Annotated in this window: 7 protein-coding genes and 3 pseudogenes; 6 read left to right on the top strand and 4 right to left on the bottom strand. The window is 71.9% G+C overall.

Going from position 1 to position 10,997, the window contains the following annotated elements; translation table 11 throughout:
- A pseudogene (gene argB / locus SSOG_RS00975) lies at nt 1-670 on the bottom strand (acetylglutamate kinase); the annotation flags it as partial.
- Between the two features lie 110 nt (nt 671-780).
- Here argB and SSOG_RS55360 point away from each other — a divergent pair.
- The 3 genes and pseudogenes from SSOG_RS55360 to SSOG_RS00965 form a co-directional block, all read left to right on the top strand.
- Nucleotides 781-1,104 (top strand): annotated as a pseudogene (locus SSOG_RS55360) (DUF4132 domain-containing protein); the annotation flags it as partial.
- Nucleotides 1,105-1,237: 133 nt separating this feature from the next.
- Nucleotides 1,238-1,756 (top strand): hypothetical protein, encoded by a 519-nt coding sequence (locus SSOG_RS55355; RefSeq protein ID WP_039936256.1) that lies wholly within the window; start codon nt 1,238-1,240, stop codon nt 1,754-1,756.
- A gap of 293 nt (nt 1,757-2,049) precedes the next feature.
- Nucleotides 2,050-3,357, top strand: a pseudogene (locus SSOG_RS00965) (amino acid permease); the annotation flags it as partial.
- A gap of 107 nt (nt 3,358-3,464) precedes the next feature.
- Here the strand turns inward: SSOG_RS00965 and SSOG_RS00960 are convergent.
- A complete protein-coding gene (locus SSOG_RS00960; RefSeq protein WP_009712306.1) occupies nt 3,465-4,385 on the bottom strand; it encodes a LysR family transcriptional regulator in 921 nt (306 codons plus the stop codon).
- A gap of 197 nt (nt 4,386-4,582) precedes the next feature.
- On the opposite strand from SSOG_RS00960, the gene SSOG_RS00955 reads away from it, so the two are divergent.
- Nucleotides 4,583-7,519, top strand: a complete 2,937-nt coding sequence (locus SSOG_RS00955; protein ID WP_039936254.1) for an FAD-binding and (Fe-S)-binding domain-containing protein — start codon at nt 4,583-4,585, stop codon at nt 7,517-7,519.
- On the opposite strand, the gene SSOG_RS00950 is transcribed toward SSOG_RS00955, so the two are convergent.
- On the bottom strand, nt 7,513-8,364 hold the full coding sequence (locus tag SSOG_RS00950) for an SDR family oxidoreductase (RefSeq protein ID WP_009712304.1): 852 nt from the start codon (nt 8,362-8,364) through the stop codon (nt 7,513-7,515). The genes SSOG_RS00955 and SSOG_RS00950 overlap by 7 nt on opposite strands.
- A 102-nt stretch (nt 8,365-8,466) precedes the next feature.
- On the opposite strand from SSOG_RS00950, the gene SSOG_RS00945 reads away from it, so the two are divergent.
- Both SSOG_RS00945 and SSOG_RS00940 read left to right on the top strand, forming a co-directional pair.
- Nucleotides 8,467-9,030 carry a TetR/AcrR family transcriptional regulator gene (locus SSOG_RS00945; RefSeq protein ID WP_009712303.1) on the top strand — a complete coding sequence of 188 codons (564 nt, stop codon included), beginning with the start codon at nt 8,467-8,469 and terminating at the stop codon, nt 9,028-9,030.
- Between the two features lie 100 nt (nt 9,031-9,130).
- Nucleotides 9,131-9,610 carry a GNAT family N-acetyltransferase gene (locus SSOG_RS00940; protein ID WP_106516331.1) on the top strand — a complete coding sequence of 160 codons (480 nt, stop codon included), beginning with the start codon at nt 9,131-9,133 and terminating at the stop codon, nt 9,608-9,610.
- 18 nt (nt 9,611-9,628) lie between these two features.
- Here SSOG_RS00940 and SSOG_RS00935 read toward each other — a convergent pair whose 3' ends face one another.
- The gene (locus SSOG_RS00935; RefSeq protein WP_050799714.1) at nt 9,629-10,885 is read right to left on the bottom strand and encodes an ROK family protein; all 1,257 of its coding nucleotides are present in this window, start codon (nt 10,883-10,885) and stop codon (nt 9,629-9,631) included.
- Nucleotides 10,886-10,997 lie beyond the last annotated feature (112 nt).

Genomic DNA, 10,997 nt, shown 5'->3' with positions numbered 1-10,997 from the left:
GCTGGGCAGCCCAGGCAGCAGTCGTCCAGCGGCGGTCGGCGTCAGTGCGGGATCACTCCGTGCTGTGCGGCCAGTTCGCGTAGAGGCCCGGCACATCGGTGAGGCATCACAGCCGCTCGGCGTCGAGGGCCACGGCCAGGGCGGACGCGGCGAGGTCGGCGTTGACGTTGTAGACCTGCCCGTCCGCGCCGCGCGCCACGGGGGAGACCACGGGGATGTGTCCCCGCTCCAGGAGCGTCCGCACCATGCCCGGGTTCACGTCCACGACGTCGCCGACGAGTCCGATGTCCACCGGCCGCCCGTCCACCCAGGCGGGCCGCCGCACGGCGGTCATCGTGTGCGCGTCCTCGCCGGTCATGCCGACGGCGTAGGGACCATGGGCGTTGATGTGGCCGACCAGCTCCCGCTGGACCCGGCCGGTGAGCACCATGCGCACCACGTCCATGGTCTCCGCCGTGGTCACCCGCAAGCCCGCTTCGAATCGGGTCTCCAGCCCGAGCCGGTCGAGCATCGCGCTGATCTGCGGGCCGCCCCCGTGGACGACGACCGGACGCAGCCCCGCGCGCCACAGCTCCACGACATCGGCGGCGAAGGTGCGGTGGAGCCCGGCGTCCACCATGGCGTGGCCGCCGAACTTGACGACGATGCACTCACTGACGACCGGTCTCATGTGTGCTCCCGCACCGCTCGTAGTGCCAAGATTTTCTTAGCTTAGCCTAACCTCAGTAGCGATGAGGGTTCTCGGGCCGATTGTCGGTGGGTGCTGTCATAGTCGGCGGCATGATGACTCCACTCGCGTGGGTGCCCGCGATCCATGGCCATGAACTGGCCCTGGACGGGACGAACTTGAGATGCCGGAAGACCAATGGCCAGATCCTGAAGTCCATCCCCGGTGCCGTGCGGAGAAGCCCGGTCGGCGAGCAATTCGCGGCGCTTCAGGAACAGTTGGCCCGGCATGAGAAGGAGTGCCGCGCCACCGTGGAGTCATGGCTGCTGTGCGGGATTCCGGTCCCCACCGGGCTCCTCGCCCGGGTGTGGCCGGACCCCGGCTGGCGGACCCGGTTGCGGCATCTGGTGGTGCGTGTCGACGGGCGGACCGGACTGCTGGAGAAGGTGTCCGCGGAGGGGCGGGTGTGCGAGGTTCTGGGCCCTGACGCCGCTGGCCGAACCGGGGCTGCGGCGAGGTCTGCTGGACAGCGAGCAGCGGGCCGCGCTGTCCGACGAGAACGGCGCACTGATGCCGTTGAGCATCACCATGCTCCACACCGAGTGGGGCCGTGCCCATGCCGGTGCCACCTGGGACATCGCGGCGTTTCTGCAACGGGGGGCCGTACCCCGCCCCGCAGGTGTCCTCGACATCCAGGAGGTGCCCGAGGGCCGGGCCACGCCCGAGCGGCTGCACCGGATCGTGGACGAGCTGGAGCGCGTCGGACCGGTCCCCTTCGACCCCGCGGCGACCGCCCGGCTCGCCGAAGCCACCGGTCTCGACCGTGCCGCGGCCGTCCTGCTGATGGCGGGCCTGCCGCACATCAAGGACGACGGGCACAACTTCCTGCCGCCAGGGACCCGTAAGGCCCTGGGCGTGAAGGTGGCGGAGGCCAAGGCCGCCCGTGACACGCTCCGCCGTCTGCCGGAGGCCGCCCGCCTGGAGTTGTACGACGCCGCCTTGCCCGACGACCCGGCCGGGCTGTGGGACCCGACCGTGATGGCGGAGCGGCTGGCTCGGGCATGGAAGGAGGCGGCCGCCCGGCCCTGACTGCCGGCGGCGCGGGCGCGGGGTCGTCGGCCCCGCGCCTGCGCCAGCTTTGCTTGGTCTCAGGCCCTTAAGTTGTCGCGCTGAAGTGTCTTTTGCCCACCGCGAGCCGTGGGCGATGGTTTCGGGCCAGTGGTGATCCCGCCACGACGGCGGCCTCCGGGCCGCCGCCGGTCGACAGGGAGAGAGCGATGTCCACGAATCACCCGAAATCCACCGTTCCGCCGTTGCTGGGCAGAGGGCCGCAGGGAGTCTTCCGGCGCACCCTGCCCTCCGAGCAGCCCGCCGGTGAGCGCATGGTGCGCACGCTCGGCCTCACCCAGCTCACCATGATCGGCATCGGTGCCATCATCGGGGCCGGAATCTTCTCCCTGGCCGCGGCCGTGGCCAAGGACGTCGCCGGTCCGGCCGTGCTGATCTCGTTCCTGGTGGCCGGTGCGGCCTCCCTGTGCGCCGCCTTCGCCTACGCGGAGTTCGCCGGGCTGGTCCCGAAGGCCGGATCGTCGTACACCTACTGCGCCGCCGTCCTCGGCGAGATCGTCGGCTGGATCATCGGCTGGGACCTGCTGCTGGAGTACACCGCCATCGTCGCCGTCGTCGCGATCGGCATGTCGGGCTACATGGGCTTCCTGCTGGAGAACGTCGGCATCCATCTGCCCACCTGGGCGCTGGGCGCACCCGGCACCGGCGACGGGCACAAGATCGATCTGCTGGCGAGCCTGATCTGCGTGAGCGTGGCCTGGCTGCTGACGCGTGGCACCCGTACCTCCGCACGCGTGGAGACGGTTCTGACCTTCGTCAAGATCGCCATCGTGCTCGTCGTGATCGTGGTCGGCTTCACCAAGGTCGACTCCGGCAATCTGACGCCCTTCGCCCCCTTCGGGCTCGACGGGGCGTTCACCGGAGCGGCGACCGTCTTCTTCGCCGTGTTCGGCTACGACGCCCTGAGCACCGCCGCGGAGGAGTCGGTGGAGGCCCGCGACAAGCTGCCCAAGGCGATGATGCTCTCCCTGGCGATCTCGATGGGGCTGTACGTCCTGGTGTGCATCGTGCTCACCGGTGTCCAGCACTACAGCGAACTCAACCCGAACAGCGGCATATCCAGCGCCTTCGCGAGCGTCGGGCTGAACGGGCTGGCCAATGTCATCGCCGTCGGCGCGGTGATCGGCATCGTCACCGTGACCTTCTCCTTCATGATGGGCGCCTCCCGCCTGTGGTACGCCCTCAGCCGGGACGGGCTGATGCCCGCGTGGTTCGGCGCCATCCACCCCAAGCGCAAGGTTCCGCACCGCGCCACCTGGGTCATCGGCATCGTGGCCGCCGTCCTGGCGGGCCTGCTGCCCATCAACGCCGTCGCCGACCTCACCAACATCGGTGTGCTGCTGGCCTTCGTGGTGGTCTGCGCGGCCGTCCTGGTCCTGCGCTACACCAAGCCCCACCTCAAGCGGGGTTTCCGCTGCCCGGGCATGCCGTTCGTGCCGGTCCTCGGCATGGTGTTCTCCGTCTGGCTGATGTCGTTCCTGCACTGGGAGACCTGGGTCCGGATGGGCGGCTGGCTCCTCGCGGGCCTGCTCATCTACGCGCTGTACGGATACCGCCGCACCCGCAGCGTCATGCCGGGGGACTCCGTGGACCTCGATGCCCTCGACGCCATGGACGACTCCGACCGGCCCGAGCCCGAGCCGACCAGGTCCCGCCCCGGTAGCGGGGATTACAGCGCGGGCTCCTCGACCGGGTGCAGATACGGCTCCCCGGCGGGCACCGCGCGCCGCAGGGTGTCGAGCACCGTGCCGAGCAGGGGATTGCTGTTCTCGCCGCGGTGCAGGGCCATCACCTGGCGGTGCGCGGACCGCTGGGCGACGCGGGTGGCCTGGATCGCCCCGCTGGGCGCGTGGCCGAGCGCCGGGACGACCGCCACGCCGAGCCCCGTGGACACCAACTCCCGTACGACGTCGTAGTTGTTGCTCCGGAACGCGACCTCCGCGTCGAAACCGGCGGCCGCGCAGAGCCGGACCAGCGAGCGGGCCCCGGCCGTGCCCTCCCCGCTGGTGATCCAGCGCGCCTCGGCCAGCTGGGGAAGGCTCGCCCCCAGATGGCTGTCCGCCGCCCGCAGCAGCACCAGATCCTCGCGCAGCAACGGGTGGCGGGTCAGCCCGTCGGGCCACTGCCGTGGGCTGAGCCCGTACTCGTAGACCAGGGCGATGTCCAGGTCACCGCTGGTGAGCAGGGCGACGAGATCCTCTGGTTCGCCCTCCTCCAGCTGGATCCGCGCCCGGGGGTGGGTCTCGGCGAGCGCCGACAGCGCCGCGGGCACCAGCCGGACGCTCGCCGTCGGAAAGCTGCCCAGCCTCAGCCGCCCGGTGACCCCGGTGGCCAGCTCCCGCACCTGCTGGTCCAGATCGTCCAGGGCGGCCAGCGCCCGGCCGCTGAGGTCGACCAGCCGGTGGGCCGCTGCGGTCGGACGGATCCCGTGCGCCTCCCGCTCGAACAGGACCAGACCGGTCTCCTTCTCCAGGGTCGAGATCTGCTGCGAGATCGCCGAAGCGGTGTAGCCGAGGTCGCGGGCCGCGACGGCGAACGAGCCGCTGCCGACGACGGCCTTCAGCGTGAGGAGATGCAGGGGCTTGAGCACGGCGGCTCCTCGGGGACAGGGAGCGGGCGGGCGGAACAGGGCCACCAGGAGCATAAGGATCGCTTGCCCTCCTCCGTCAAGACTATCGCCCTGCTGGGCCTTGTAGGGGGTCCGCGCCCGCCCACATCGTGGGACGGCCGGGGCGGACACGACCGGTGAGTCCCAGGTGACCGGTGAGCACAGGAGGAGCGAGCGCGGTGAGCACGACAGCACCAGGCATCGGCGGCGTCGACCCGGCAGCGGTGACCGACGCCCTCGTCCGGGCGGACTGCGGCGAGGTGTACGGCGACGCGGGCCGCCGGGCGCAGTACGCGTCCGACGCCTCCAACTACCGGCAGGTCCCGCTGGCCGTGGTCTTCCCCCGGACACGGCAGCACGTCCTCGCCGCGCTCGCCACCTGCCGCCGCCTCGGCGTGCCCGTCACCGCCCGTGGCGCGGGCACCAGCACCTCCGGCCAGGCCGTCGGCCCGGGCGTGGTGCTCGACTTCTCCCGCCACTTCAACCGGCTGCTCGGCCTCGACCGCCAAGCTCGCACCGCGACCGTACAGCCGGGCATCGTCCTGGACGACCTCCAGACGGCCGCCGCCGGACACGACCTGCTGTTCGGCGCCGACCCCTCCACCCACAGCCGCTGCACCCTGGGCGGGATGATCGGCAACAACGCGTGCGGAACCCACTCCGTGGCCTGGGGCCGCACCGCCGACAACATCGTGGAACTCGAAGTCGTCACCTACCGCGGCACCGTGGTGCGCCTCGGCGAGATGACCGAGGGCGAGATCGACGAGGCCATCGCCGCCGGCGGTGACCGCGGGCGGCTCATCGCCTCCCTGTACGACCTCGCGCGGAACAACCTGGCCGCGCTGCGCACCGAGTTGGGACGCTTCCCGCGCCAGGTGTCGGGATACGCGCTCGAACACCTGCTGCCCGAGCGCCGCTTCCACCTCGCCAGGGCGCTGGTCGGCAGCGAGGGCACCCTGGCGGTCGTCCTCTCGGCCACCGTCCGCCTCATCCCGCGCCCGCCCGCACGGGCCCTGGTGGTCCTCGGCTACGAGGACGCCTGCGCGGCCGCCGACGCCGTGCCCGCCCTGCTGGAGCACCCGTTGCTCGCGCTCGAAGGACTCGACCAGGCGCTGACCGATGTCGTCACCCGGCCCGAGACCCGCGCGGCCATCGACACCCTGCCCACCGCGAAAGCGTGGCTGTTCGCCGAACTCGGCGGCCCGGTCGGTGAACTCCCGCCACGCGCCCGGGCGCTCGTCGCGGCGGCCCGGCAGACCACGGGACTCACCGGCAGCGAGGTCATCACCGACCCCGTACGGGCCCGTCGGCTGTGGCGGATCCGCGAGGACGGGGCGGGCCTGGCGACCCGCCTGCCCGACGGGTCCGAAGCCTGGCCCGGATGGGAGGACGCGGCCGTACCGCCCGGCCGACTCGGCTCGTATCTACGCCAGTTCACCGCGCTGCTGGACCGGCACCGGCTGAGCGGCGCCGTGTACGGACACTTCGGCGAGGGCTGTCTGCATGTGCGCATCGACTTCGACTTCACCACCGAACACGGCACGGCCGTCTTCCGTGCCTTCGTCACCGACGCGGCCAAGCTGGTCGTCGCACACGGCGGCTCGCTGTCCGGCGAACACGGCGACGGCCAGGCCCGCTCCGAACTGCTGCCGCTCATGTACGGGCCCGGTGTCATCGCCCTGTTCGAGGAGTTCAAGCACATCTGGGACCCGGACAACGGCCTCAACCCCGGCATGATCGTGCGGTCGCTGCCCGTCGACGGCAATCTGCGGGTCACCCCGCACCGCACTCCGCTCCCGCTGACCACGGTCCTCCCCTTCCACGCCGACGACGGTGACTTCGCCAAGGCCACCCGCCGCTGTGTCGGCGTCGGCAAGTGCCGTACCGCCGCCCCGGGCAGTGGCGTCATGTGCCCCAGCTACCGGGTCACCCGGGACGAGAAGGACTCCACCCGGGGCCGCGCCCGGCTGCTGTACGAGATGACGCGGGGCGAGGTCATCACCGACGGCTGGCGCTCCCGCGAGGTCCGCGACGCGCTCGACCTGTGCCTGTCCTGCAAGGGATGCAGCAGCGACTGCCCGGTCGGCGTCGACATGGCCACCTACAAGTCGGAGTTCCTGCACCATCACTACAAGCGGCGCATCCGGCCCGCCTCGCACTACACCATGGGCTGGCTGCCCCTGCTGTCCCGCCCGGCCGCCCGCATGCCGCGGCTGGTCAACGCGCTGACGTCGTCCCGGCTCGCGCCCCTGGTCAAACGGCTGGGCGGCATCGCCGCTGAACGGGAGATACCACGCTTCGCGGACCAGACCTTCCTGTCCTGGTTCCGCGCCCGCACACCGGGAGGCGACGGGCACCGGGGGCCGGTGGTGCTGTGGGTCGACTCGTTCAACAACCACTTCACCCCCGATGTGCTCCGGGCCGGGGTGGCGGTGCTGGAGAACGCCGGTTTCCAGGTCCGGGTTCCGGAGGGAACCCAGTGCTGCGGGCTGACCTGGATCACCACCGGACAGCTCGGCGTCGCCCGCCGTATCGCCCGGCGCACCACTGCCGCCCTCGCCCCCGCGGTCCGCGCGGGCATCCCGGTCGTCGGCCTGGAACCCAGCTGCACGGCGGCGCTCAAGAGCGACCTGCCCGAACTCCTCGACGGCGACGGTCACGGCAATGGCACCGGCACCCGCGACGACGCCCGCGCCCTGGCCCGGGCCACCGTCACCCTCGCCGAACTCCTCGTCCACCACGCACCCGACTGGCAGCCCCCGGCCGTCCCGGCCCGCTCCCTCAGCCAGACCCACTGCCACCAGCACGCGACCTCGGGCTTCGGCGCCGACGACACCCTGCTGCACCGCATGGGCGTCGACAACGCCAGCCTCGCTTCCGGCTGTTGCGGCCTGGCCGGAAACTTCGGCTTCGAACGCGGCCACTACGACGTATCGGTGGCCGCGGGCGAGCAGGTCCTGCTGCCCGCCGTACGCGCGGCCGCGCCCGGCACGCACATCCTCGCCGACGGATTCAGCTGCCGTACGCAGATCGCCCAGCGCACCGACCGCACCGGCACCCATCTCGCCCAGCTCATCGCCCGCGCCCTCCCGCCGGTCGGCGGACCGGATCAGTGAGTGAAGGCGACGGAGGCCGCACGCTCCTTTTGGGCTTCGAGCGCGGTGAGACGTTCGGTGAGCGCGGTGTGGACGGCCTCGTAGGTGTCGGAACCGAGAGTCAGGCGCAGGGGCGGGTCCGGGTGGCGGGTGGTGTCGTAGATGGCGGCGGCGAGCTTGGCGGGGTCGCCGGTGAAGACGCTGTCGTCTGCGGCCTCCAGGTAACGCCGCGTCCGGCCCACGGCGTTGTCGCGGTAGGGGGCCGATGCGGTGGTGTACCGCAGGGCCGAGGCGAAGCCGGTGCGGGTGGCGCCGGGCTCGACCAGGGTGAGGCGGATGCCGAAGTCGGAGACTTCGCGGCTGACGCTCTCGGTGAAGCCCTCCAGGCCCCACTTGCCCGCGTGATAGGAGCTGTGCGTGGGAGTGCCGATCTGGCCGCCCATGCTGGAGATCTGGATGATGCGGCCTCCGCCCTGTTCGCGCATCGGCGCCAGGAAGGCCCGGGTGATCAGCATCGGAGCGAGTAGGAGGACCTCGATCTGGTCGCGGATCTGCTCGGCGGTCATCTCCTCGGCGGCGCCCACGACCGCGTATCCGGCGTTGTTGACGACGATGTCCACCGGCCCGGACCGGAGCGCCCCGGCGACCACGCGGTCGACATCGGCCGGGCGGGTGAGGTCGAGGATCCGGACGGTCAGTTGGTCGCCGTACGCCGCGCGCAGGTCGTCGAGGGCCGCGGGGCGGCGGACCGTGGCCGTGACGCGGTCGCCGCACCGGAGGGCGTGCTCGGTGAGGTGGCGGCCGAGGCCGCCGGAGGCTCCGGTGATGAACCAGCGGCGTACGCCCTTGTCGGACGGAGCGGGCATGGGGGTCTCCAGGCGTAGGATGTTACCGGAATGCGTTCCGGTAAGCAGTTAAGCGGAACGCATTCCGGAAAGCAATCGCAGTCAGGCACCGAAGGAATCCGCATGCCCGCCACTCCCCGCCGGACCAGGAGCGATGCGCTACAGAACCGGGAGCGCCTGCTGGAGGTCGCCGTGCAGGTCTTCGCCCAGCAGGGGCTGGACACCGCACCGGCCGCCATCGCCAAACAGGCGGGCGTCGGTGTCGGCACGCTCTACCGGCACTTCCCGACGCGGGAAGCCCTCATCGACGCCGCCTACCGGCACAGGCTCACCCGCGTATGCGAGGAGGCGGCCGACCTCCTCACCCGGCATCCGGCCGCCGAGGCCACCAGGATGTGGATGGAGCACTTCATCGACTACGCCACTGCCAAGAGCGGCATGTCCGAAGCGCTCAACGCGGTGATCGCCTCCGGAGTCGACCCCTACGCCGACAGCCGCGCCCTCCTCACCGACGCCGTCGCCGCCCTCCTCGATGCCGGAGCCCGGGACGGCAGTCTGCGAAGCGACGTCACCTCCGATGACGTCCTGCTCCTCATGGGCGGCATCGCCTATTCCGTGCAGCACAGCACCGCAGAGCAGGCCCGTCGGCTCGTCGACCTCCTCATGGACGCAATGACCGCGCGCTGACGGCACGTTAGGCTGCCGATTGCCGTGCCGGTCACCGGGCCACGGCATCGCCCACCAGGAGGAGGACCGAAGGCCAGTGCTGACCACACCGCGTCTCCGAATGCGCCCACTGACCGAGGCCGACGCCGACTGGTGGGTGCGTCTGCACGCCGATGACGAGGTGAACCAGTTCGTCGGCGCGTACACCCATGAGCAGGCCGTGGTGCGTCTCCGCGCCATTCACCAGCAATGGGTTCAGCGCGGCCACGGGCTGTGTGCCGTCGAACTGGCCAGTACCGGTGAGGCGATCGGACGCTCCGGGCTCAACTGGTGGGAGCAGTTCGGTGAGACCGAAATCGGGTGGACCTTCGCGCGGGAGCACTGGGGCAACGGCTACGCCAAGGAAGCGGCACGTGCCGTCCTCACCTGGGGCTTCGGCGCGCTCGGCCTCAAGCAGATCACGGCCATGATCCACCACGGCAATACCGCCTCCGCCGCGCTGGCCCGCGGCCTGGGGTTCACGCCGCTGCGTGAGGACATCGTCCTGGACCGCCCCTGCACCGTCTACGCGCTGAGCCAGGACGACTTCGCCGCGCAGTGAGCCCCGAGCGGCCCCCGCTCACCTCGGGGCGAGGCTGGTGGGGCGGGTGCGCAGCACGGCCTCGACGGAGGAGAGCGCGAGGCGGACCGCGCCCGTGATCACGGCCTCGTCGGTGAGGGCGGACAGCCGCCAGCGCGGCGGGTCCACGAGGAGGCCGTCGGCGTGCCGCTGGGCGGCGTCCAGGAGGAGTTCGGCGGCGGGCAGCAGTTCCGGGGCGCCGAACGGTCCGGTGCCGAGCACGACCAGCGCCGGGTCGAGCGCGAGCAGGACGGGGGCGATGCCGTCGGCCAGCCGCTGTCCGTACGACGCGACGGCACGGGCCGCGTCCGGGTCGCCCGCGGCCGCGTCCCGGACGGTGTCCGTGGCCTGCGGCGGCAGGCCCGGGCGCGGGGGAGCGGGCTCGCTGGGGAGGCCGGGGAAGTGGATGAAGCCGATCTCACCGGCCGCCCCGTGATGGCCCCGTAGCAGCCGTCCGTCGGTGATCACGCCCGCGCCGAGCCGCTCGCCCAGCAGCACGAAGATCATCTCGTCGGTGTCGCCGCCGACGCCGCGCCACCGTTCGCCGAGCGCGGCGAGGTTGGCGTCGTTCTCCACGGTCACCTGGCAGTCGAGCCGGTCGCGCAGGATGCCGACGATGTCCGCCCGGGCCCAGTCCTTGAGGTTGTCGGCCTGCCGGATGGTGAGGTTGTCCCGGTCGACCAGCCCCGGGGTGCCGACCGTCGCTGCCCACACTCGCCGGGTGTCGACGCCCGCCCGGCCGATGGCGGCGTCGATCACCGTCGTCACGGCGCGGGCGCGGGCGCGCCCGGTGAGGTCGGCGCGCACCGCCTTGCGCTCGACGGCCACCGCCCGGCCGTCCAGATCGGCGAGGCAGGCGGTCACCGACCGGGCCCGTACGTCCACGCCGACGACGAAGCCCGCGCGGGCCCGGAAGCGCAACCGGCGGGCCGGGCGGCCGGGGGAGCGCAGACCGCGCGCGGACTCCGCCGGGGCGGTCTCGATGAGGCCGCAGTCGGCCAGCTCGTCCACGATGGCCTCCACCGTGGGGCGGGACAGCTTGGTGGCCTTGACCAGCTCGGACAGGCGGGGGTGGCGCTCCGCCGAGCGGACGGCGGCCAGGATGGCGGCGGCGTTCGTGGCGCGCAGATCCGCCACGCCCACCACCGCGGGCAGCGGCGGGTCCGGTTCGGTGCCCTGGTCCGCGGGCCAGCGCGTCTGCGGGACGGCGGCCGTGGCCGGGGACCCCTCGTCGCGGCCCCCGAGACCCCTGGACATGACCAAAGGATTCAGCCTCCTGTGTCGAATCCGGTACGACATCAATCCGGTGTCGACCTCGGTACCGGCTCTTGACGCGTCCGTGCGCCATGCCGATTATGAAACGAAACTG

This window comes from Streptomyces himastatinicus ATCC 53653 (assembly GCF_000158915.1).
GTDB lineage: Bacteria > Actinomycetota > Actinomycetes > Streptomycetales > Streptomycetaceae > Streptomyces > Streptomyces himastatinicus.
Note: the sequence above shows the minus strand (reverse complement) of the source record. Positions and strands in the feature narration are given on the sequence as shown.

What these genes read in the sequence shown, in the direction of transcription:
- SSOG_RS00935 (WP_050799714.1), bottom strand. Translation starts at nt 10,885, where the DNA reads ATGTCCAGGGGTCTCGGGGGCCGCGACGAGGGGTCCCCGGCCACGGCC.
- SSOG_RS55355 (WP_039936256.1), top strand. Translation starts at nt 1,238, where the DNA reads ATGCCGTTGAGCATCACCATGCTCCACACCGAGTGGGGCCGTGCCCAT.
- SSOG_RS00945 (WP_009712303.1), top strand. Translation starts at nt 8,467, where the DNA reads ATGCCCGCCACTCCCCGCCGGACCAGGAGCGATGCGCTACAGAACCGG.
- SSOG_RS00950 (WP_009712304.1), bottom strand. Translation starts at nt 8,364, where the DNA reads ATGCCCGCTCCGTCCGACAAGGGCGTACGCCGCTGGTTCATCACCGGA.
- SSOG_RS00940 (WP_106516331.1), top strand. Translation starts at nt 9,131, where the DNA reads ATGCGCCCACTGACCGAGGCCGACGCCGACTGGTGGGTGCGTCTGCAC.